The sequence below is a fragment of the Psychrobacter nivimaris genome (assembly GCF_904846365.1).
Taxonomy (GTDB): domain Bacteria; phylum Pseudomonadota; class Gammaproteobacteria; order Pseudomonadales; family Moraxellaceae; genus Psychrobacter; species Psychrobacter nivimaris_B.
Map to the genome: position 1 here is coordinate 59,307 of NZ_CAJHAL010000008.1, position 24,496 is coordinate 83,802.

The 24,496-nt window shown below is 44.2% G+C and carries 17 protein-coding genes; 9 read left to right on the top strand and 8 right to left on the bottom strand.

The window, feature by feature from the left end; translation table 11 throughout:
• Nucleotides 1-451: 451 nt before the first annotated feature.
• The 3 genes from JMX63_RS05330 (at nt 452) to JMX63_RS05340 (ending at nt 6,452) form a co-directional block, all read left to right on the top strand.
• Nucleotides 452-1,747 carry an NCS2 family permease gene (locus JMX63_RS05330; protein WP_201571413.1) on the top strand — a complete coding sequence of 432 codons (1,296 nt, stop codon included), beginning with the start codon at nt 452-454 and terminating at the stop codon, nt 1,745-1,747.
• A 737-nt stretch (nt 1,748-2,484) separates the two neighbouring features.
• A complete protein-coding gene (gene putA, locus JMX63_RS05335; protein WP_201571415.1) occupies nt 2,485-5,748 on the top strand; it encodes a bifunctional proline dehydrogenase/L-glutamate gamma-semialdehyde dehydrogenase PutA in 3,264 nt (1,087 codons plus the stop codon).
• A gap of 11 nt (nt 5,749-5,759) precedes the next feature.
• On the top strand, nt 5,760-6,452 hold the full coding sequence (locus JMX63_RS05340) for a 1-pyrroline-5-carboxylate dehydrogenase (RefSeq protein WP_201571417.1): 693 nt from the start codon (nt 5,760-5,762) through the stop codon (nt 6,450-6,452).
• Between the two features lie 192 nt (nt 6,453-6,644).
• On the opposite strand, the gene JMX63_RS05345 is transcribed toward JMX63_RS05340, so the two are convergent.
• A complete protein-coding gene (locus JMX63_RS05345) occupies nt 6,645-7,817 on the bottom strand; it encodes a cupin domain-containing protein (RefSeq protein WP_201571419.1) in 1,173 nt (390 codons plus the stop codon).
• A gap of 130 nt (nt 7,818-7,947) precedes the next feature.
• Between JMX63_RS05345 and JMX63_RS05350 the strand changes: the two genes are divergently transcribed.
• Nucleotides 7,948-8,133, top strand: coding sequence for an NF038104 family lipoprotein (locus tag JMX63_RS05350; RefSeq protein ID WP_201571421.1), 186 nt, complete (start codon nt 7,948-7,950; stop codon nt 8,131-8,133).
• Between the two features lie 180 nt (nt 8,134-8,313).
• On the opposite strand, the gene purB is transcribed toward JMX63_RS05350, so the two are convergent.
• Both purB and mnmA read right to left on the bottom strand, forming a co-directional pair.
• Nucleotides 8,314-9,705 carry an adenylosuccinate lyase gene (purB, locus tag JMX63_RS05355; RefSeq protein WP_201571423.1) on the bottom strand — a complete coding sequence of 464 codons (1,392 nt, stop codon included), beginning with the start codon at nt 9,703-9,705 and terminating at the stop codon, nt 8,314-8,316.
• A gap of 212 nt (nt 9,706-9,917) precedes the next feature.
• The gene (gene mnmA, locus JMX63_RS05360) at nt 9,918-11,030 is read right to left on the bottom strand and encodes a tRNA 2-thiouridine(34) synthase MnmA (RefSeq protein WP_455566973.1); all 1,113 of its coding nucleotides are present in this window, start codon (nt 11,028-11,030) and stop codon (nt 9,918-9,920) included.
• Nucleotides 11,031-11,404: 374 nt separating this feature from the next.
• Here mnmA and ispF point away from each other — a divergent pair, with 374 nt between their 5' ends.
• The 5 genes from ispF (at nt 11,405) to JMX63_RS05385 (ending at nt 16,535) form a co-directional block, all read left to right on the top strand.
• Nucleotides 11,405-11,908, top strand: a complete 504-nt coding sequence (gene ispF / locus JMX63_RS05365) for a 2-C-methyl-D-erythritol 2,4-cyclodiphosphate synthase (protein ID WP_201571428.1) — start codon at nt 11,405-11,407, stop codon at nt 11,906-11,908.
• 116 nt (nt 11,909-12,024) lie between these two features.
• Entirely contained in the window at nt 12,025-12,375 is a 351-nt protein-coding gene (gene grxD, locus JMX63_RS05370; RefSeq protein ID WP_057759647.1) for a Grx4 family monothiol glutaredoxin, read from the top strand.
• A 266-nt stretch (nt 12,376-12,641) separates the two neighbouring features.
• The gene (locus JMX63_RS05375; RefSeq protein WP_201571430.1) at nt 12,642-13,181 is read left to right on the top strand and encodes a hypothetical protein; all 540 of its coding nucleotides are present in this window, start codon (nt 12,642-12,644) and stop codon (nt 13,179-13,181) included.
• Between the two features lie 259 nt (nt 13,182-13,440).
• A complete protein-coding gene (mnmG, locus tag JMX63_RS05380) occupies nt 13,441-15,336 on the top strand; it encodes a tRNA uridine-5-carboxymethylaminomethyl(34) synthesis enzyme MnmG (RefSeq protein ID WP_201571432.1) in 1,896 nt (631 codons plus the stop codon).
• Between the two features lie 239 nt (nt 15,337-15,575).
• Nucleotides 15,576-16,535, top strand: a complete 960-nt coding sequence (locus JMX63_RS05385; protein ID WP_201571434.1) for an AEC family transporter — start codon at nt 15,576-15,578, stop codon at nt 16,533-16,535.
• A 109-nt stretch (nt 16,536-16,644) separates the two neighbouring features.
• Here JMX63_RS05385 and JMX63_RS05390 read toward each other — a convergent pair whose 3' ends face one another.
• The 5 genes from JMX63_RS05390 to katG form a co-directional block, all read right to left on the bottom strand.
• Entirely contained in the window at nt 16,645-16,809 is a 165-nt protein-coding gene (locus JMX63_RS05390; protein WP_160021934.1) for a hypothetical protein, read from the bottom strand.
• A 48-nt stretch (nt 16,810-16,857) separates the two neighbouring features.
• Nucleotides 16,858-17,859: an LLM class flavin-dependent oxidoreductase gene (locus JMX63_RS05395; RefSeq protein WP_201571435.1), complete on the bottom strand. Its 1,002-nt coding sequence runs from the start codon at nt 17,857-17,859 to the stop codon at nt 16,858-16,860.
• Between the two features lie 347 nt (nt 17,860-18,206).
• Nucleotides 18,207-20,690: a glucose/quinate/shikimate family membrane-bound PQQ-dependent dehydrogenase gene (locus tag JMX63_RS05400; RefSeq protein ID WP_201571436.1), complete on the bottom strand. Its 2,484-nt coding sequence runs from the start codon at nt 20,688-20,690 to the stop codon at nt 18,207-18,209.
• 204 nt (nt 20,691-20,894) lie between these two features.
• Nucleotides 20,895-21,824 carry a LysR substrate-binding domain-containing protein gene (locus JMX63_RS05405; RefSeq protein WP_057759664.1) on the bottom strand — a complete coding sequence of 310 codons (930 nt, stop codon included), beginning with the start codon at nt 21,822-21,824 and terminating at the stop codon, nt 20,895-20,897.
• A gap of 346 nt (nt 21,825-22,170) precedes the next feature.
• A complete protein-coding gene (katG, locus tag JMX63_RS05410; protein ID WP_201571470.1) occupies nt 22,171-24,354 on the bottom strand; it encodes a catalase/peroxidase HPI in 2,184 nt (727 codons plus the stop codon).
• Nucleotides 24,355-24,496 lie beyond the last annotated feature (142 nt).

Sequence of the window (24,496 nt, forward strand, 5' to 3'; positions counted from 1 at the left end):
CGGTATAATAACCCCCTAGTTTACTTCTAAATGAGAGAAAGGTCATTATTAATGTGTTAAACGACTATTTAGTTGGGCTGCTATTGATTCATTCAATAGTTAGTTGGATAACATGGATAATGACCGAGCAAATACTTATTACCTAAAACTTATGACTCAAACCGAATATTTCCTCAATAACGAGTAGAAAGTAGTTTTTCGAATAGCGTCGAGCAGCATGACTATATATAGCTTTTCATGTGGCTTTTCTGACCGATAGTCTTGAAGTCTCTCAAAATCCTATTTTGTACGAGATAGACATTATCAACGATTGAGTTTGTAAGATAACTGGTCTAATATGTTACGCTTTGTTACTACATTATTCTTATTGTGGCATCGTTATTTTTTCGCTGAGGTCATGTTCAATTTTAGGTAATGATGACTTTTTATTAGCCAGTCGGGGGCGACACTTATGAATGCAATTGAACGCTATTTTGGGATTAATGGTGAAAATACCACGATCAAAACAGAAATCATCGCTGGTATAACCACGTTCTTGACGATGGCTTATATTATCTTTGTCAACCCTAACGTTTTAGCCGATGCAGGTATGGATAAAGGGGCCGTATTTGTAGCGACCTGTATAGCAGCAGCAGTAGGTTGTTTCATTATGGGTATCTACGCCCGACTACCAGTTGCGCTCGCACCAGGTATGGGTCTTAATGCCTTCTTTACCTATGGTGTGGTGCTTGGTATGGGCTACGCATGGCAGACAGCGCTAGGTGCGGTGTTCTTGTCTGGTTGTATCTTTGTACTATTGAGTCTATTTAAGATTCGTGAAGCAATTATTAATGCTATTCCAACATCCCTCAAGAACGGCGTAGTTGCTGGTATTGGTGCGTTCTTGGCGTTTATTGCATTGCAAAGCGCAGGTATTATCGTCAATCATGATGCAACTTTAGTTGGTCTTGGTGACATGACATCATTCGGTCCTGTCATGGCTTCATTAGGTTTTGTTGTTATCATTGGTCTGTCTTATAAGAGAGTCCCAGGTGCGGTAACCATTGGTATTTTATTGGTTGCGTTGATTAGCTTATTAATGGGCTATACACAGTTCACAGGTATCATCTCTTCACCGCCTTCTATTGCACCGACGCTGATGCAGTTAGACATTGCTGGTGCATTTGATGTGGGCATGATCAGTGTTATCTTTGCTTTCTTATTTGTCGATTTGTTTGATACTGCTGGTACTTTGATTGCTACCACTAGCCAAGCAAAACTAACGGACAAAGATGGCAATATCCCGAACATGGGCAAGGCACTACTCGCTGATTCAACAGCGACAGTAACGGGTTCTTTATTGGGTACTTCATCGACGACTAGCTATATTGAGAGTATCTCTGGTATCGCCTCAGGTGGCCGTACAGGCTTGATGGCTGTTACGGTAGGTGTGTTATTCCTGTTCAGTATCTTCTTCTCGCCATTAGCAGGTATGATTCCAGCTTATGCAACGGCTGGCGCTATCTTTTATGTAGCCGTACTCATGATGGGTACTCTAAAAGACATTAACTGGAGCGACTTAACAGAAGCAGCACCAGTGGTCGTGGTATTGCTATTCACGCCGCTTACATACTCTATCGCTGACGGCATCGCACTTGGTTTTATTACCTTTACGGCTGTAAAAGCAATTGCAGGTAAGTTTGCAGATATCAGTATCGCTGTCTGGATTTTGACTGCTATATTGTTGTTCAAGATTATCTTCTTATAATGCAACGCATTGTGAGACATTAGATAGCGTCTTAAACAAAAACCCTCTTTATCAGCTGATGATAAAGAGGGTTTTTTTGTCAGTATTATAAGACTATCGTCTTAATTTAATCCCGATATTCTTATGGTTAATGTTTAGTATTTCTGATAGCAGCATTAAGTAGGGTGATGCCAAACTATGGGCAATAGTAAACAAAAAAACGTAACCAAAGCGTCATGGCCAATAAAGTGCTTGTAAGTTATTGTTATTTAGATATATATTAATTTATGAAAATAGTGAATTTCGTTAGTTTGAAAAAAACTTTCGTGATATTATAGCCGAGTTAAGCGCATCACCTCAATCAACGCCGTAGAGGTTTTTCTTACAGTGAATTAGCATCATAAAAGATGACAGATTTGTGATTATTAGAGCGATTTTTCGGTTCAATAAGGCGATATTTGGTCATCACACTCCTTTCACTACTAACAAGAAGAAGGCACTAATGCCGCTTAGCTTTTCGTTGTTGCCTTTGTATTGTTAACGTAGCCCGTTTAACAGTCGAACGACCTACTTAACCGTCTCCAGCCTATGCTGGATTTTTAGTTTTGTGATGGCGCCGTTTGGTCTTTTGATTATTGCTGTGAATATCCGTCAATAACCACTATTTTTTAATAGCGGTTATGAGCAGTTATACAGAACGATCAGACTTCCTAAAGCACCATTTATTATGGTTTTTAAACGATAGTTATGGAGTTATTATGAACCCAGTAGACCAGTTTACCCCGCAAGAGCCGATCTTGTTTAATCCTGTTGATATGCTGTCGCCTGAGTATCTCGCCCAGTCAGCAGAAGCGCTAAATAAACGTATTTCGCCGCTATATAGCGCCGATGAAGAACGTTGGTTGTCTGAGTTATTGCCACTTGCCAAACCCAGTATAGAAGAACGCGATGCTGCTGCTGAGCAAACGCGCAAACTGGTCGAGCACGTACGTAATGATGGTAAAGCCGTCAAGATGGTTGACTCATTATTGCTTGAGTATAGCCTCGATACCCAAGAAGGTATCTTGCTAATGAGCTTGGCAGAAGCCTTGATTCGTGTACCAGACAACTATACGGCTGATGCGTTGATTCATGACAAAATGAGTGTGGCTGACTGGAAAAAGCACATCAAAAATGACAACGGCTTTATGGTCAATGCCTCTACTTGGGGCATGATGATGACTGGTCGCGTTGTCAGTATTGACAGCAGCACCACTGCATCAGGTTTCTTGGATCGCATGACTAAGAAGATGGGCGAGCCTGTCATTCGTAGTGCGATGCAAAAAGCCATGCGTATCATGGGCCATCAGTTTGTATTGGGCGAGACCATCGAAGACGCCAATAAAAACAGCCAGCCATATCGTAATAGAGGCTATACCTATTCATTTGATATGTTAGGTGAAGCGGCTATCACGCATAAAGATGCGGAAAAATATTTCAATGACTATCTACATGCGATCAGAGCTACGGCGAACGTAAAAGTCAAAGAAGGCATGCCAAAGCCGTCAGTGTCTATCAAATTATCAGCACTGCATCCTCGCTATGAAGCCACGCAAGAAGCACAAGTAATGGGCTTATTGCGTCAGCGCTGCCTGCTATTGATTGAAGCGGCACGTGAAGTCAATGTCGATATCAGTATTGATGCTGAAGAAGCAGATCGTCTGGAGATTTCTCTCAAACTGTTTGAGTCTTTGTACCGTGATAATTTAACGGCGGACTGGGATGGTTTAGGTATCGTTGTACAAGGGTACTCTAAACGCGCAATCGCTGTATTAGCGTGGCTTGCTCGTTTGTCTACTGAAGTCGGTGATCGTATTCCAGTACGTCTAGTAAAAGGTGCTTACTGGGATACTGAGATCAAACTTGCTCAGCAAAAAGGTCTATCAGGCTATCCAGTTTGGACACGTAAAGAAGGTACGGATACTGCATACCTTGCTTGTGCGCGCTTCTTATTGTCAGACCATCTGCGCGGCCTAATCTGGCCACAGTTTGCGACGCATAATGCGCATACATTGTCTTCAATCATGACCATGAGTGCACATAGAGACTTTGAATTCCAACGTCTGCACGGCATGGGCGATGCGCTTTATGATCATATTTTGCAAGCTTATGAGATTCCTGTACGTATCTATGCGCCAGTAGGTGCACACAAAGACTTGCTACCGTACTTGGTGCGCCGTTTGCTTGAGAACGGTGCCAACAGCTCGTTTGTTCATCAGTTGCTAGACAAGTCTTACCCAATCGAAAAGCTAACAGTGCATCCATATGACAAGCTGCTTGGCAATGCAACATTGCACAATCCAGACATCCCGTTACCGTTAGAGATTTACGGTGAACGTCGTGCAAGTTTTGGCCCTAATATCTTTGTAGAGTCACAATGGTTGCCGTTCAAATCAGCTATTGATAGCCATCTGCATAAGACATGGTCAGCAACCTCTATTATTAATGGTAAAGCTGTTGATACCTATGAAGTAGATGGTCAAACGAATCAGCTTGATAAGCAGACTGTACTTGCGCCTTGGAACCACGAAGTTAGGGCTGGTAAAGTAACTTATGCTAACGCTGAAGTGGCTCGCCAAGCGATTGACGTTGCTGTTGCCGGTCAAGATGTATGGAAAAATGTACCAGCTGCTAAGCGTGCTGAGATATTACGTAAGATTGCTGAGCTATACGAAGAAAACTACGCTGAGCTAATGGCACTATGCCAAGTTGAAGCGGGTAAAACCATGCAAGACGGTATTGATGAAATCAAAGAAGCCGTTGATTTCTGTCGTTTCTATGCTGACGAAGCAGAGCGCTTAGATGACGTCGTACATGAGTTTACAGATTTGGCTGGCAAGCAGTCTCGTCAAGTATATAAAGCACGCGGTACTTTTGTTTGTATCAGTCCATGGAACTTCCCATTGGCTATCTATACGGGACAGATTGTAGCTGCACTTGCTGCAGGTAACACGGTAGTAGCGAAACCTGCTGAACAAACCAGTTTGGTAGCTCACTTTGGTGCCCAGTTGATGTATCAAGCGGGTATACCTGCAGAAGCATTGCAATTAGTCATTGGCGCAGGCGAGGTAGGTGGTGCTTTGACGGCTGCTGACAATATCGCAGGGGTGATATTTACAGGCTCTACTCAAACAGCCCAACGTATTAACCAAAGCTTAAATGATCATGCACAAACCAGTGGCGAATTGCCTGTCTTTATCGCTGAGACTGGCGGTCAAAATGCGATGATCGTTGACTCAACAGCATTGCCAGAGCAAGTCGTTAGAGATGCGGTATTATCAGCATTTGGTTCAGCAGGTCAGCGTTGTTCAGCTTGTCGCATATTGTGTGTACAGGAAGAAATGGCGGATGATCTAATTGAGCTGTTGCAAGGTAACATGGCTGAGCTGTCTGTAGGTAATCCTTTATATGCTGCCACAGATGTAGGTCCAGTAATTGATGCGGATGCTAAGCATGGTTTAGAGGCGCACATCGAACGTATGAGTGCTGAGCCGACTGCTACTATCTTGGCACAGACGCCGATGAGCTCAAGCTCAGTCGTCAGTCAAGAGAAGTCTACCTTTGTACTGCCAACCGCAATCGAAGTGAAAAGCATCGATGTGATCGGTGGTGAGCACTTTGGCCCAATTCTACACGTACTGCGCTATCAAGCACGTGATTTGAATAAGCTGATTGATGCTATCAACAACACAGGCTTTGGTTTGACGTTAGGTATCCATAGCCGTATTGAAAGTACTGTTGAGCACATTGAGCGCCGCGCATTTGTTGGTAACACTTACATTAACCGTAACCAAATCGGTGCGGTCGTAAACGTACAGCCATTCGGTGGTTGTGGTCTGTCAGGTACTGGCCCTAAAGCTGGTGGCCCGCACTATGTCGCGCGTCTGATGCAACTTAGCTCAGAAACAGTCAACGCTGAACAGTCAGCTGCTCATATGACTGCGACTGAAACCCAAACTACCACTCAAACAGAACTCGCATAAGGAGTAGCAACATGGCGACTGAATTCAAAAAAAATCATGCCCAGGTTTGTGAATCTTGGCGATTACTCGGCGCAGTCAATCGCGCAACGTATCTACAAGCAGCCATTCCAAAGCTGGCATTGCTCACTGGTGATGCCAATAAAGCAAAGCGTTTATTCAACCATTTGTTGAGCGCTGTGCCTAGCTTGGATGAGATGCATCGTATGACAGGGGCAACAGGCGAGTCTAATGACTTGTATGTGACTGGTCGTGGTAAGACGATGGTCATCGGCGGCGAAACTGCTAGAGCCATGGCAGTATTAGGTCAGCTTATCGCGGCACTCCTAACAGGTAATGAAGTTATATTGCATTGCCCAAGCCAAGATGAGATGTGTAATGAAGCGGCTAAGATATTGCACGATACAGGTATCAGCGAAGATGTATTAAGTGTGGCTAATGATTCGCAAACTGTGACACTTTTATATATCGATCGTCTAGCGCAAGTAGCAGTGTCTGGCAGCCATAGCGAAGTGCAGGCTATCAGTCAAGAGCTTGCCAATACTGACGGTATTTTGACGCAGGTTATTAGTGTTACTGATATGGAAGGCTTGTCAGAAATGCTAACGCCTGACTACCTACATCGTTTTGTCACTGAGCGAGTCAAGACTATCAATACCACAGCAATCGGTGGTAACGCGAGCTTGCTTGAGCTTGGTACAGAGTAGAATCACTGCATTAATTACGAATCCGCTTCGCTTTTATATCAACTTTTATAAAGGCTAAGCGGTGTTTGGTAGCGCTATAACTACCAAACCAGTGATTGCATAAGATGTATAAGAAAAAACCGCTATCTGAGTCATTATCAGTTAGCGGTTTTTTTTATTTGCGCTGTTTGGCTGAAATTTGATTATGGAATTTTATTCGGCAATATCCACCCATACCCAGCCGTTCTCTAGCCATTCGCTCAAATCATCTGCATCAACATCGGTGACGTCTCTATGTTGTAATGCTTCACCATTGGCCAAGCGTACTAGTACTGCTATCGCCGCTTCATCGAGCCCATCGATACGTTGACCATTGGCATATAGCACGGTGCCATCAGTGGTCTGGCTATAGAGTAGGCGGTTGCTATAGTCCGCCTGCAATGTGGCCCCTTCTGATAGCGCTTGCATTAGCTCATCGGTATCTAATGTTTCTTCTGGCATTAGTGCATCGTATTGACGCTTACTGACCACCTCCAAGACTGCCTGACGAATCATGTCGTCACCGCGACTAGATTGTAGCATCTCTAGCAATTGTGCTTTGATAGCAGCGATACTGTTCGCCTGTAGTTCACCTGAGTTCTGTAGTGCTTGTGGTAGTAGCATCGGGACAAACAACTTGCTGTCGTTGGTCGCAATATCCGCTACGCTATCGACAATTTGCATCAGGTTTGGACGACGACAACCAAAAGAAAAGGTCAGACAGTCATCTTGTGCCACACCAAAATGCGATAGTTTTGGTGGTACATAAAGCACGTCACCTGCTTCTAGTACCTCATCAAAGATAATCTCGCCCATGTCATCAAACAAACGCAGCGGTTCATCAGCAACAAACTCTGTCTGCTCATCACAGAACTTGCCCAACTGCCAACGTCTAGAGCCATAGCCTTGTGCCAAAAACACATCATAGTCGTCATAATGCTTACCGACCGATCCCCCAGCTGGTGCATAAGACACCATGATGTCGTCACGCTGCCACTGCGGAATAAAGTCAAACGCTTGCCACAGTTGTCCAAGCTCTGGTGACCATTGCTCGAGATTTTGTACCAATACCGTCCACTGTTCTGGTAGGTTTTCAAAATCAGTCTCAGTTAGTGGGCTTTTTTTAAGTTGCCACTGCGCTTGACCTTCTTTTTTACTCGCCGCTTGGGTTAGCAGTCGCGCGCTAGCGTCTTCTTCGAGGGCAAGACCGATCATGTCGTCGGGTTCAAACATATCAATCAGTTGCGACAACCCTTGCTTAATAAGAAGTGGCTTTTTTTGCCAGTATTCAGTTAGGAACTGCTCAGGCGTGATAGTGTCAGGTAGACAAAGAGGAATAGAGGTCATTGATAAATCCATATTTTAAACGCGTACAATATTAATAATAAGGGACGCTTTATAGGAAGGTTTTAATAGTCTATGATTATGGTCTATCTGATGGTTATCATCAGAGTAGTCACTAAATCGTAGGAAAGTTATGAAAAAATTGCACTTGATCGCAATCATCGCTAGCGTGTTTTTGCTACAAGCCTGTGTCCACAAAATTGTCACAGTACCTGCTAAAGTTGCTTATAAAACCACTAAAGGCGTGGTCAAAGGAACCGTTGCTGTGGGTAAAGCTATCATACCGGGCGACAGTGATGACGATGATGATAAAAAATAAAACCTTACTTATCGACTATGGGTTTTGAATCAAAAGCAATCGAATCAAAACCAGTCATAGTATTCAAAGTAAGGTTACTGTTTATTTAGACAATAGCTATCAAGATAGGAGCGAGTAAATAATACTAGGCGCTCCTACCTTTCTAGTCCGATCTTATTATCAGTATGCTCTTATTAGTTATTAAAGCTTGACAATCCATTCTTTAATAGCGCGTGCTTGCTCAGCGGCATTACCGATATAAGTAGCAGGCGTCAATGCACGTAGACGTTCTTTGTCCACATCACTAACTGCTGATAGCTCATCACTTTCGACAAACGTTAGCATGGCTTCACGAGTCATGGCATTACCACGAGTCAAGGCTTTTAGCTTTTCATACGGGTTTTCAACACGGTAGCGACGCATGACCGTTTGAATCGGTTCTGCCAACACTTCTTGTGCTTGATTCAAATCATCATTTAAACGCTGTGCATTTAGCTCAAGTTTACCCACGCCTTTTAAGCAAGCGTCAAACGCAATCATGCTTTGGGCTAGGCCAACACCGATATTACGCAACACTGTTGAGTCCGATAGGTCACGCTGCATACGTGAAATTGGTAACTTCTCACCCAAATGGGCCAGCATCGCATTGGCAACGCCTAAGTTACCTTCAGAGTTTTCAAAGTCAATTGGATTAACTTTATGCGGCATAGTAGAAGAGCCAACTTCACCATCTTTTAGGCGCTGTTTAAAATAGCCTAAGCTAATATATTGCCAAATATCACGGTTGAAGTCGATCAAGATTGTATTGAAGCGTTTAACAGCATCAAACAATTCAGCGATATAGTCGTGTGGCTCAATTTGAGTCGTATAAGGGTTAAACGTTAACTCAAGACGCTGATTGATAAACGCTTCAGCATGGCTCTGCCAGTCAACATCAGGGTATGCTGAAAAATGGGCATTGTAGTTACCAACGGCGCCGTTAATCTTACCTAACAACTCTACTTGACCGATTTGCTTGATTTGACGGGCTAGGCGATAGGCCACATTTGCCATCTCTTTACCAAGCGTTGTTGGACTGGCTGTCTGACCATGCGTACGTGATAGCATTGGTTGGTCAGCATGAGCAATAGATAAGTCAACGATACTATCAGTCACTTGCTGCATTTTGGCAACGACGAGCTCACGGCTGTCTTTTAGCATCAATGCATACGATAGGTTATTGATATCTTCACTGGTACAAGCAAAATGAATGAACTCAAGTGAGTCAATCAAGGCATCCTGACCACGGAACTTGTCTTTGATAAAGTACTCAACCGCTTTTACATCATGATTGGTCGTCGCTTCGATGTCTTTGATAGCTTGAGCATCTGCTTCGCTAAAATCATCAACGATTGCATTCAAAAAAGCGTTGGTCTGGTCATCAAATGCTGCTAATTCACCAATTGCGCTGTTGTCAGCCAAAGACTGCAACCAGCGAATCTCTACCGTAACGCGAGCTTTGATTAGACCAAATTCAGATAAATAAGGACGTAAGCTGTCAGCCTTTGATGCGTAACGGCCATCAATTGGAGAGAGAGCGGTAAGTGGGGTCATGGTTATGCCTCAGTAGTTATGAAATAAAAAACTGCAAGAGTCTGGATGAAAAATTACCATATAATAAACGACGTCAAAATCGTTGCGCGTAATATAGCAGAAATATGATATTAAAAAAGCGGTCTATGCAAATAAAGCGATGTTGACGCTCGTTAAACTCAATCTATTCACTGCATCAACCTCTCTGCTTTAAGTTGGGTCTTAGGAATCAATTAGAATCCGCAAGGTGCATCGATAGATTCAATCACGCCGCCGCCCAGACATACTTCATCGATATAAAATACCGCTGACTGACCAGGGGTGACAGCGCGCTGTGGCTCATCAAATACCACGCGCACTTCGCTGCCATCAGCATTGGTCGCAAATACGCGGCAGGCTTGGTCTGGCTGGCGATAGCGAGACTTTTCCATACAGGCTAGACCTTCGTTGCTAAACACATCCGCAGGTGGTAAACCATCAATCCAATCGAGCTTATAGGCTTTTAGCTCGTTGCTCATTAGCATGAGATGTTCATGCCCTTGACCGACGATTAAACGATTTTTCTCTAAGTCTTTTGCCAATACAAACCATGGTTCTTCCGGACGGTCTTTAACGCCGCCAATGCCGATGCCGCCGCGTTGACCCAATGTGTAATACATGAGGCCATCATGAGTACCGATGACTTTATTATCATCAGTAAGTATCTCGCCTTTTTGGGCAGGCAAATATTGCTGTAAGAAGTCTTTAAAACGGCGCTCACCAATAAAGCAAATGCCTGTAGAGTCTTTCTTTTTAGCCGTCGCTAGGTCATGATTTTCAGCGATCTGACGTACCACTGGCTTTTCAAGCTCACCAACGGGAAATAGCGTTTTGGCGATTTTGTCACCGCCAACCGCATGTAAGAAATAGCTTTGATCTTTATTATTATCAAGACCGCGTAAGAGCTGCGCAACCTCATCACCGTCATCATTAGTATAATTCACACTGCGGCGCGTATAGTGACCAGTAGCGATATAATCTGCCCCAAGGGTCAACGCATAGTCCAAAAACGCCTTAAACTTAATTTCTTTATTGCACAAAATATCAGGGTTTGGAGTGCGGCCTGCTTTATATTCCGCCAAAAAGTGCTCGAATACGCGATCCCAGTATTCCATAGCAAAGTTGGCCGTGTGCAGCTTCATACCGATTTTGTCACATACGGCTTGGGCGTCTGCTAAATCATCCATCGCGGTACAGTATTCGGTACCGTCATCTTCTTCCCAGTTCTTCATAAACAAGCCTTCGACCTTGAAGCCTGCCTGCTGAAGTAGAACGGCTGATACAGAAGAATCGACCCCGCCTGACATACCGACGATCACATGCTTGGTGCTAGGATTTTCGACATCAGCAAGTGTTAAAGGGCGATGAGCATGAAAAGACTCAGAAACGGTTGTGCTTGAGGTATTTTGTATGGCTGACATAAAACGGCTCAACTATTTATACGTTATCCAAAGTACATGCCGCCGCCAAGTGTTGTGCAATCACTACAATAGGTAGTCTCAGCATAACAACGTCAGCTTGTCTTTTGGATCTGGTATTATGATAAAATAAACGTCATATTATACCAGTTAATTGAAACTGGTGGCGACCGATGGTGTCTGGCTACTAGTAAAACCACTTTGAAAATTCAGATAGTGGTTTTGAATTATTTTAATCACCTTTAACTCATCTTGGAATAATAATGATAAAAATTGGTCAAGGTATCGATGTTCATGCTTTTCATAATAATGGTCAGCAGCAACAATATGTCATTCTAGCAGGCGTGCCTATTGAGCATACTCACAGTTTGCTGGCACACTCTGATGGTGATGTGGTCTTGCACGCATTGGCTGATGCGCTTCTTGGTGCTTTAGCACTTGGCGATATCGGGCAGCATTTTCCCGATACCGATGCGGCACATGCTGGATTGGATTCACGAGTATTGCTGCGTTATGTTTATAGTAAAGTGCAAGAGGCTGGTTATAGCCTAGGTAATGCTGATATTACGGTAATGTGCGAGCGTCCAAAGTTAGCGCCGCATAATCCAGCAATGCGCGCTAATATCGCTAGCGACTTACAAACAGATATTAGCAATATCAGTGTAAAAGCGACCACGACTGAAAAATTGGGATTTACGGGTCGTCAAGAGGGCATCATGGCCAATGCCGTGGTATTATTAGTCCCTAATGCTGTCGAACCTACATAGATTGAAATTCGTGCTTGTAATACAGCGGCAGTCGCCCCATGTATCAGCCACGTCTTTATACAATTATTTTATATAAATAATCATTTTAATGAACCGCTTTATCAATAGGAGCTTTTATGAGTGAGCAAACCCCAAACACTGCTGCAAACGACGTTGAACAATTGATCCGTGATCAAATCCGTGACAATAAAGTTATTATCTACATGAAAGGCACACCGCAATTTCCACAGTGTGGCTTTTCAGCGCGCTCTATTGAAGTGTTGACTCAGATTGGTCGTCCATTTGCGTTTGTAAACATTTTAGAAAACCCAGAAATCCGTGCAACGTTGCCAAAAATCGCGAATTGGCCAACGTTCCCGCAGTTATGGATTGATGGCGAGCTAATGGGCGGATCAGACATTATCTTGCAAATGTATCAATCAGGCGAGTTAAAGCCATTGGTTGAAGCAAACAGCCCTGCTGCTTAATACTTGAAAGTGTGAATTGGATGTCTTTAATGTCCAATTAGCCTTTGTAAGATACGAGCACAGCAAACCCAAGTAGTCATTTAATGGCTATTTGGGTTTTTTATTGTCGCTATTATTGTCGTTAGTAGCGTATCTATTCTTGTCCCCATTAGTATTTTCACGCGCCTATGTCATTAGGCTTCGTTGTTTTTATGGGATTTACCCCCATATAGTGTCCAAGATACCAGCGATATAAATAATAATTATCAGATGAGTAAGAGAGCTTTATGAATAACCAAACCAGCGAACAGTTAAACGAGCAAAGAGAAGCGGCTGAGCAGGCAGCGATTGAAAAACGCCGTGAACGTTTAAAAAATGTATCGACATGTATTATTGAGATTGCTAATAATGAGTCATACTCAGCCCTTAAATGTATTCATCAGCTGAGTGTGGCGGGCGGTGCAACTGAAGCGACATATGTTGCGATTGAGCAGCGCATCGTTGTAGACCAAGACCCTGCAGGCGCTTATCATTTGGCACTTTTAGCACAAAACACGCCAGATTTGCCTATTGATGCCCGTCAGCTTATCGAGTTGGTAGTCAACAAGGGTGATAACCATCAACGCTTGGCATTGCTCAAAAACTTACCATTACCGCCAGTTGAGCTTATCAAAGAGCAGATTTTGGCCAGTGATGATGGTGAGGCGATTGGTCAAATGAACGCCTATCTACAGATCAATCCAGAAGGGTATGGTAGTCATCATATGCTGTCTAGTGGGCAATCAGATCAGATCGTACCGCTTAGCCGTGGAAACAGTAATAACTAAGACATCATCACGAACTCAAAAGCTAGCAACCAAAGTGATGATGGCATAAATATCTTTGCGCTTAATTATAATAGTTTTTGTCCTAGCGTTTTTTAAGCGTGAAAAAATTGTTATAATGATAGGTTATTCAACCAATTATGAACGACTTATCTGAGTCGTTATCTTCTTATAAATTCGACTGACGTTTATTTGCTGATTGTTTTCTTGTTTGAACATAAGATATGGCAATCAGCAGCGTTATGAGTCAAGTGAGGCACACATGCAATACCCAAAACATTACGACGTGATAGTGATCGGCGGTGGTCATGCCGGTACAGAAGCTGCTCTGGCGGCTGCACGTATGGGCGCACAGACCTTATTGTTGACGCATAATATTGAGACGCTCGGACAGATGAGTTGTAACCCTGCGATTGGCGGTATCGGTAAATCGCATTTAGTGCGTGAGATTGATGCGTTGGGCGGTGCAATGGCGCTGGCAACGGACAAGGCTGGTATCCAGTTTCGCGTATTAAACAGCCGTAAAGGGGCTGCCGTTCGTGCCACGCGTGCGCAAGCAGATCGTATCTTGTACAAAGCGGCTATCCGTCATACGCTAGAGAACCAGCCAAACCTAGATATATTCCAGCAAGCCGCTGATGATATCTTGGTAGAGAATGGTCGTGCAACGGCTGTTGTGACTTCTACAGGTATTGTCTTTAAGACCGAAACAGTCGTATTGACCTCAGGGACTTTCTTGGGCGGTGTCATTCATATTGGTTTAGAGAATTCAAATGGTGGCCGTGCAGGGGATCAGCCTTCTATCAAGTTGGCAGATCGTTTACGTGAGCTCAAGCTGCCAGTTGGTCGTTTAAAAACGGGTACGCCAGCACGTATCGATGCGCGTAGTGTTGATTTCAGCGTGATGACGGTACAGCCGGGTGATACGCCGTTGCCAGTGATGAGCTATATGGGTGATGTTTCTATGCATCCTGAGCAGGTCAATTGTTATATAACCCATACCAATGCGCGTACTCATGACATTATTCGTGAAAACCTTGACCGTTCACCAATGTTCTCTGGAAAAATCGAAGGCGTAGGCCCGCGTTATTGCCCATCGATTGAAGATAAGATTCATCGTTTTGCGGATAAAGACAGCCATCAGATTTTCATCGAGCCAGAAGGTCTGACCACGCATGAGTTGTATCCAAATGGTATCTCGACCAGTTTGCCATTTGATGTGCAGTTAGACTTTATTCATAGTATGAAAGGCTTAGAAAACGCCCATATTACTCGTCCAGGTTATGCGATTGAGTATGATTACTTTGATCCACAAAACCTCAAGCCAACGCTTGAAACCAAGTCGATTGATCGTCTGTACTTTGCTGGTCAAATTAATGGTACGACAGGCTATGAAGAGGCGGGCGTGCAGGGTTTGCTAGCAGGTACCAATGCGGCATTGGTCACTACTAATAATAGCGAGTTTGACACATGGACACCGCGCCGCGATGAAGCGTATCTTGGGGTGCTTGTCGATGACTTGATTACCCACGGTACTACCGAGCCGTATCGTATGTTTACGAGCCGTGCAGAATATCGCTTGCTCTTACGTGAAGACAATGCCGATCAGCGTTTGACTGAGACTGGTCGTAAGCTAGGTCTAGTAGACGATGTACGCTGGCAAGCCTATCAAGAGAAAATAGAAGCCATCGCCACAGAAACTTCACGTTTAAAAGATATGTGGGCCACGCCTGCTAATGCTTTAGGTAAACAAGTGACCGAGCAAACAGGTGAAGTGTTGTCTAAAGAGTCGACCGCCTTCGATTTGCTAAAGCGTCCGCAAATACATTTTGCTGATATCGCCGCTATCACTGACTCAACGGTTGATGCGCAAGTGGGTGAGCAGATAGAGATTTCTGTCAAATATGCAGGCTATATCGATCGTCAGCAAGAAGATATCGATCAAATGAAGCGTTTAGAAAACACGGCGCTACCGTTAGATTTTGATTATAGTATCGTGTCAGGTCTATCAAATGAGATTGTACAGAAACTCACGCAAGTCCGTCCTTCGACTTTAGCCCAAGCCGGACGAGTGAGTGGGGTTACACCTGCCGCCATTCAGTTATTGGCGATGACGGTTAAAAAGTATAAAAAAGCAAAAGCTGCATTGGACTCATAACAGCTATGTAATAAAGCCTTTTATAATAAGGCACTTATAGTATAAAAAGCCCGTAACGACATTTCGTTACGGGCTTTTGTTTGTCAAAAAAACAGTCAGTTTTAAAAGAAAGTCACCTGTAACCTTGTCCTACTTGCTACTTTGTCTCTATACTAGGTCAGTAAATTTTCTTACTACTTGTTAATTTGTCTCGCTGATGTCCATATATTGATGGGCTTGTCACCGAACTGAGTCTACTTATGATTGATGCTATTGTTTTTGCTATTACCATTGTCTTACCCAACCTTGCCTTAATGTGGTTGGGTTTTTTTATGCAACGACGCGGTGAGGCAAGCCAAACTTTTATCGATCAGGCATCAAGTTTTGTCTTTAATTATTGCTTGCCGTGTTTATTGTTTTTTAGCGTGGTTGATAGCGACGTCGATTATGGTAAGCAAATTACGCTTATTCTTGTTGGTATCTTGGTGACGTTTATATTATTTATTGGCGCAGAGTTTTATGCCAAACGCTTCGTCAAGCGTCCTGAGGACCAAGGTGTGTTTGTACAAGGCGTATTCCGTAGCAACATGGCCATCATTGGCCTTGCAACCGTGGCCAACGCTTACGGCGCGCAAGGGTTAAGTATCGGTGCTGTCTATATGGGCGTGGTGACGATACTGTTTAATATCTTAGCGGTCATTACCCTAAGCCGCGTATCCAAAAGCGTGGATGACACATGGGTTAGTCGCGGCACGATGATTGTGAAAAAATTACTGACCAATCCTTTGATTTTGGCATTGGTTGGGGCATTCGTCTACAAAGCATTGCCGTTACCACCGCTTACTGGGGTAATTCATACGACTGGCGACTTACTGGCAGCGGTGGCTCTGCCGCTAGCACTGATCTGTGCAGGTGCTAGTATTAACCTAAAGTCTATGTTGCATCCTTCGGGCTTATCCATGCAGGCGAGCATTGGGCGAATTGTCATTGCGCCATTGATTGCTATCGCTGTTGGACTTGGGTTCGGGTTGTCAGGCGTGCATATGGGGGTTTTGTTTTTGATGGTCGCATCACCAACAGCTGCAGCCAGCTATGTCATGGCAAAAGCAATGGGTGGCAATGACGTATTAGCGGCTAATATTTTGGCATTTACCACTGTTGTCGGCATGTTTGGTATGGCGATTGGGGCAGCGACGTTACGTGCGTTTGGATTGATGTAATGCAGATTTTATACTATCTTTAAATAAGCAAGTACTTTCGCCTTATCTAATTTTGACAGCATTAAAAAAGCCCTCTTTTCAAATAAGGAAAGAGGGCTTTTTTATTAATCTAGCGTTCACTATTACGCTTGTCTTCACGGCGCTGCTTACGCTTTGGGCTAGTACGATAGGTCAAATAACCACCGATAGCCATAACTGCAAGAAAGGCGATGATATACATAAATATTGATGAGCCAATCATGAGCGATGCACCGATAATGGGAGTTGCTTCCATGTCAAAAATCCAGTTAAGGTTCATCAATAATTATGCAAGTGTCTCATTTCATTGTAAAGTAAATAAGTTTAGCTCCGGTGTAAGTTCAAGTGAACGGATACGGGCAGCTTGGTCATAGATATTGGCCGTCACAATTAGCTCATCTGGCTGATAGGTTGCCAAAAACGCAGCGAGTCTTGGTTTGACCGTGTCGACAGAGCCAATGAATGATACTGACAATGCATTGTCTACCATCATTTTTTCTGCTTGACTCCAGATACTGTCCATATCGTGGGTAGGCTTAGGCATTTGACCTGTCTCACCACGACGCAGACGTACAAAACTCTGCTGTGCTGAAGTAAAATGATACTCGGCGGTCGCATCATCATCAGCCAGCAATAAGTTTGCAGCTAGCATCACATAAGGCTTATCTAGATAGACAGACGGTTTAAACTGTTCACGGTAAGCCTCAATTGCTTGCCCAAGCATTTGCGGGGCGAAGTGAGAGGCAAACACATAAGGTAGTCCTAAATGTGCAGCCAAAGTCGCACCAAATAGAGAAGAGCCTAATATCCAAATCGGTATGCCTGATTTTGCGCCAGGGAACGCCTGTACAGGGCTGCCATCTGTATCATTACCTAGGAAATACATCAGCTCTTGCACATCTTGTGGGAAGCGTTCTGCATCTTTCATTTGTCGACGAAGTGCCTGAAACGTCGCACCATCAGTACCGGGCGCACGGCCTAGGCCTAGGTCTACACGGTCGCCATACAATGCCTGCAAAGTACCAAACTGCTCAGCAATCACGAGAGGGGCATGGTTCGGTAGCATAACGCCGCCCGCACCAATACGGATACGGCTAGTTTGACTACCGATATGCGATAGTAGTACTGATGTGGCTGCACTGGCGATACCCGGCATATTGTGATGCTCTGCCATCCAGTAGCGGTTTAAGCCTGATTTTTCTGCTTGCTGCGCGGTTTCCACCGTTTGGGCGATGCCTTCAGCGATGGTTTTGCCTTGAGGGACGGGTGCGAGGTCTAGGAAAGACAAAGGGATTTTATTACTCATAAATGTTCCAGTAGTGTGTAAATTATTTTCTACTGATATGCTTATAGACAGTGGTAGTTTCAAGTGCCGCTAGTCACTGTTAATGAATCATAACAAAGTCAGTTAACTCTGTTTTTAAGCTCGCTTAACAATTATTAAGGTGTATTTATAAAGGTTGTCGTTTGTCAAAATAAGCGATAAATAAACCATAAGTAAGGTAATAAAAGGATTTAGCAGCATTATACTATGGCATTAAAAAAAGATGGCATTAAAAAAAGCAGGCAACCTAGGTTACCTGCTTATCTAATTAGTCAATTATAAGATAATGGTTATTTAATTTATCATTATCTTAAGCACCAAATGCAACATTATTTATCTTGGTCGCTAAGCTTATAAGCTAAGACATAATCACCAATGGTTGTGCCAACTGAGCCATGACCACCTGCGACCAATACGACCATTTGCTCACCTTTAGAGTTCAAGTAAGTCATTGGCGTGGCTTGACCACCTGCTGGAATACGGACATTCCATAGTACGTCGCCATTTTTCAAGTCATAAGCTCGGAAGTTGTTTTCTGTCGCCGCTGACAAGAACGCGACGCCACCTTTAGTGATGATAGGTCCACCGATACCAGGTACGCCCAATTCCAGTTTGATAGGAATAGGAGACAAGTCTTGTACCGTACCATTTTTGCGTTGATAAGCGATATCACCTGTGGCTAGGTCAGCACCAGCGATCGTGCCCCATGGTGGCTGCTGACAAGGTACGCCTAATGGTGACAAGAAGGGCCCCAATTCTACTGCATAATCTGCACCTTCATTGGCATTGACGCCTTGCTCGCCTTTATTGGTTTCTGCATCGCCCAACGTGTCTCTAGGAATGAGTTTTGAGGTAAATGCCAAGTAAGTCGGCATACCAAACATCACGCCATTCTCAGGATCGACTGCAATACCGCCCCAATTAAAGGTACCAAAGTTACCAGGATAGACCAAGCTACCATTTGTTGATGGCGGGGTATAGCGACCATCATAGTTGAGCTGATTGAACTCAATACGGCACATCATTTGATCGACGAGACTGGCACCCCACATGTCTTTTTCAGTCAGTGGTTCAGGCTCAAAGCTCAAGCCAGAATAAGGCTGAGTTGGCGCTGCGTGCTCTCCCGCTATGAGATAGCCTTGCGGTGCAGGACGTTCTTTAATCGGTACAATAGGCTCACCCGTTGCGCGGTTCAAGACGTATACATCGCCTTGTTTGGTTGGTACAACCAGCGCAGGCTGTACGCCGTCGGCCGTATCTAGATCAAGTAAGGTTGGCTGAGCAGGCGTGTCCATGTCCCAAAGGTCATGATGGACAAACTGCTGAACCCAGCGTGCTTCACCAGTTTCGATATCTAGAGCGACAACAGACGTTGCATATTTTTCTTCAGCAGCATTTCGGTAGCTACCTAGCTGATCCGGTGTGCGGTTGCCCATAGGGAAGTACGCTAATCCAAGCTCTTCATCGGCAGTAGCGACTGACCATGAATTTGGTGAGCTGGTCTTGTAAGTTTGAGTTGGATCATTGACATCAAAAGGCGCTGTATTATCAGGATCACCTGAGTCCCAGTTCCAAAGAAGCTCACCGGTATTGACATCATACGCACGGATTACACCAGAAGGCGAGTTGACATCATAGTTGTCATTGACAGCACCAGCTACGATAATGGTATCACCGGCGATGACTGGTGGTGACGTAGAATAATAGTAACCTGCTTGATTGAACGGCATGTTATGCATCAAGTCTAATGCACCATCATCACCAAAGTCTTGGCAGCGTTGCCCAGTATTTGGATCGAGTGCATATAGTTTCGCATCAGAAGTTGGGATAAATATCTTGGCATCACATTGCTTAGATGCGTTTTCAAAGGTATTACCAGCAATTTTTTGTACTTGCACAGGACTGGTTGCTTGACCAGCATAATAAGATACGCCGCGACAGGTTTGGTGCTGGCGTTGTAAGTTTTCCTCTACTTGAGGATCAAACTTCCATAGCGTCTCACCAGAGTCGGCATCTAGCGCTAGTACCCAGTTATGAGGGGTACATAGGTATAAACCGTTACCGATTTTTAATGGTGTTGCTTGATAAGTGGTCTCACCGACATCGTTAGGCCCTTTGACATCACCTGTTTGGATTTGCCATGCCAGTTCTAAATCTTTGACGTTATCGGTATTGATTTTATCTAGAGGTGAGTAGCGCTGACCATAATCAGTACGACCATACGCGCTCCATTCGCCATCTGGTGTTTGCTGACCGTTTGATAACGGATCACCAAGGTTAGCTGACGTCTCATCTGAGCTGACGTTTTGCTCGTCATCATTTGCAGCAGTCAAATCAAGCTCACCGAGTTTGTCAGTGGCATTATTAGCTAGACTACCAAAAGAGAGTAGTGCACCTACGGCCACGCTTACGAGCAGACCCCAATAGTACAGAGGGCTTTTCTTAGCAGTATTTGTGGTTGATGCATTAGCTGCAGCATTTGCGTTTACTTGAGTTTTAGGCCCACGCATTTTGTTGGATACCCATGGCAATAGCATGAGCAAACCAAATATAAGCGGGAAGCCAACTCGAGGTGCTAGCGCCCACCAATAGAACCCAGATTCCCAAAGTGCCCAAGCCATGGTCGCTACGATAAATAGCGCATATAACCCGTAAGCACTCCAGTGTTTTTTGAACAATAAAAAAGCTGTCGTTAGTATAATGACGCCAGCAATGAGGTAGTAAGGACTACCGCCTAAGGACAATAAATAAGCGCCGCCAATGAGTAGAGGGGCGGCAAAAATTGCCATAATGATCGCTACGAATTTTTCCATGAGCGGTATCACCTGTTTACAAAAGAGCAAGTTAATATGTATTGATATTTAGTCGCTAATCAATTTCATTCGACCAAATATCAATACAAGTGTGAATAATATATAAAAGAAACATTGAATAACGTTCTAGAATCTATTTTATCATCCACAGCTCAGTCTAGTAAGGGTGAGCAAGTCTGAGATACTTTATTTAACAAATGCTCATTAATTTGCAAATTGCTTTTGGCATAGCTCCATGAAAGCGCGTCCATATTGACGGATTTCTGCGTCATCACGTACCGCCATCCAACTGGTAAAGCGACCAAAATGATCGACGGGGATGGCCGTTAGGTTTTGATAATGGCTTGGCTCAAATGCCATTTCTGCGATGATACCAATACCTAAGCCTAGACCGACGTAGGTGCTGATCACATCGGCATCGAGCGCCGCTAATACGATATCCGGCTCTAACCCTGCTTCATCAAATGTCTTGTCAATCGCGCCGCGTCCTGTAAAACCACCGTGATAAGTCACAATCGGATAGCTGGCAAGCGTGGGCAGATCAATAGACTCTTGACTAGCCAGTTCGTGATCACTTGGTACGATAACGCGATGCGTCCAGTCATAGTAACGATAGCATCTAAGATAATTATTATGCAGCAAGGACTCAGTGGCAATACCGATATCGGCTTGACCACGGATGACCATCTGAGCGATGGTCTCAGGATCTGCCTGTTGTAAAATCAAATTTACTTTTGGGAAACGATCTTTGAATTCTTTAACCACTTGCGGCAGTACATAACGCGCTTGAGTGTGGGTGGTGGCAATCGTCAACGTACCGATATTAGGATTATTAAAGTCTAAACTTAGGTTTTCAATGGTACGAATTTCAGCAAAGATAGACTCGATATGCGGCATGAGCGCTGTGCCCATAGTGGTCAGTCCCGTCAGGCGTTTGCCTTGGCGCACGAATACTTCCGTCTTTAACTGATTTTCTAGCGCAGCAATATGCTTTGATAAGCTTGATTGACTGGTATGTAGCACGGTCGCCGCTTGGCTTAAGTTATAACCGTTAATCACCGTATGCCATACTGTTTCTAGCTGTTTGAGCTGAATCTGCAAATGCCGTTGGTTGACCACTACGTCGATTGCCATAACTTAATCCTATCGTATAAATATACAAACCTCGTCTGTATATGAAAGTAAAAATGTCTGAACATACAGTAATAAAGTAGTGTAAAACAAAGCTATTATTCTTGTATATAATAAATAGCTATCAATTTATGATAATTATGAATATAGAATTTGTATTTTGCAATGCTAAAAAATTATCCGTTCCGTAAACGCTGTCTAGTCAGTGAAGCCATTTGACCTAATAGTTCATAAAGAACGGTCATTATTAAGCATAAAAAACAGCTACCTTTTGAAAGATAGCTGTTCGTCAGTTATAAAGTTATTTATTACTATTAGTTAGTCGATACTGACCAACTTCAAACTCAGTTTATTTAGCAATATCAAAGCGATCTGCATTCATAACCTTGTTCCAAGCGCGGACGAAGTCACGAACGAATTTCTCTAAGTTATCATCTTGCGCGTATAGCTCAGCATAAGCACGTAATATAGAGTTAGAGCCAAATACCAAGTCTACACGGCTTGCTTGCCATTTGACGTTTCCTGTACCACGCTCACGTACTTCGTAGCTATTGGCAGTGTTGTCTGCTGCTTTTACAGGATGCCATGTATAGTTCATGTCTGTTAGATTGACAAAGAAGTCGTTGGTAAGCACACCAGCACGTTCAGTAAAGACGCCATGTTGGCTTTGACCGTGGTTGGTATCAAGCACTCGCATACCACCAAGCAATACGACCATCTCAGGTGCTGTTAATCCCATTAATTGCGTGCGATCAAGTAGCATCTCTTCTGGTGATACCGCATAGTCGCCCTGAATCCAGTTACGATAACCATCATGTAGCGGCTCTAAATCAGCGAAAGATTCAGCGTCAGTCATTTCAGCGTCAGCATCACCGCGACCTGGATTAAACGGTACAGTAATATCTACGCCTGCATCATTTGCTGCTTGTTCAATAGCTGCATTACCAGCCAACACAATGAGGTCTGCTAAGCTAACGTCTTTATCAAAGCCAGACTGAATGCTGGTCAATGTCTCAAGTACACGTTGTAATTGTTCTGGCTCGTTGCCTGCCCAGTCTTTTTGTGGGGCTAAACGGATGCGTGCACCGTTGGCACCGCCGCGATAGTCCGAAGCGCGGAAGGTACGAGCGCTGTCCCATGCTGTGATGATCAACTCACGACGACTAATGTCACTGTCTAAAATCTGTGCTTTTAGCGTTGCAATATCATCAGCAGTCAAGTCCGTATTACCTGTAGGAATAGGGTCTTGCCATACAAAGTCTTCGCTTGGTACATCAGCACCTAAGTAACGAGATTTTGGTCCCAAATCGCGGTGAGTCAGTTTGAACCACGCTCTAGCGAATACTTCATCAAAGTACTCTGGATTGTTATGGAACTTTTCTGAAATCTCACGATAGATAGGATCCTTGCTCAATGCCATATCTGCATCAGTCATGATTGGGTTACGACGGACATTTGGATCATGAGCATCTAACGGACGATCTTCTTCTTTGATATCAGTTGGTTCCCACTGCCATGCACCCGCTGGACTTTTAGTTAGTGCCCATTCGTGGTTCAATAGTAGTTCAAAGTAACCGTGGTCCCACTGGGTCGGATTGGTGGTCCATGCGCCTTCGATACCACTTGAAACGGTATCACCTGCATTACCACGACCTTTAGGATTGCGCCAGCCTAGACCTTGCTCTTTAATGTCAGCAGCTTCTGGCTCGTCTTCTAGTATCGTTGCATCACCATTACCGTGACATTTACCAACGGTGTGTCCACCAGCAGTTAGAGCGACCGTCTCTTCATCGTTCATTGACATACGAGCAAAGGTAGTACGCATATCTTGAGCAGTCTTTAATGGGTCAGGGTTACCATCCACACCTTCAGGGTTGACATAAATCAAGCCCATTTGTACTGCTGCTAGTGGGTTTTCTAGTGACGCGCGGTCTTCGTCGCTGTCATAACGGTTTTTGGTAGCAGCTAACCATTCGCGCTCAGAACCCCAGTAGATGTCTTTTTCTGGATGCCAGATATCAGCTCGGCCGCCAGCAAATCCTAGAGTTTTAAAGCCCATAGATTCATAAGCCATGTTACCTGCCAAAATCATCAAATCGGCCCATGACAATTTATTGCCGTATTTTTTCTTAATTGGCCACAATAGACGACGGGCTTTATCAAGGTTGACGTTGTCAGGCCAGCTGTTCAATGGTGCAAAGCGTTGGTTACCAGTATTAGAGCCGCCGCGACCATCAGCACCGCGATACGTACCAGCTGAATGCCAAGCCATACGAATCATCAAGCCGCCATAGTGACCCCAATCCGCTGGCCACCATTCTTGTGACTCAGTCATTAGATTTTTTAGATCAGTTTTGACCGCTTCTAGATCTAGCTGTTTAAAAGCTTCAGCATAATCAAAGTCTTCACCCATTGGGTCAGTCTTTTTGTCTTGCTGATGCAATATGTCTAAGTTCAGTGCATTTGGCCACCAATCTGTCGCAGCAGAAGCCGTGGTAGTATGTGCCTGATGCATTACAGGGCAGCCACCCATGCTCGGACGCTGAGGCTCGTGCGAGTTATCAACGTTTTCGCTATGAATCGTTGGGCCTTGACCATCACCCTGGTCATAGGTTGTGTTAGTAGTCGCATTATTATTGTTGCTTTCATGATCTACAGGACAACGAGCAGCATCT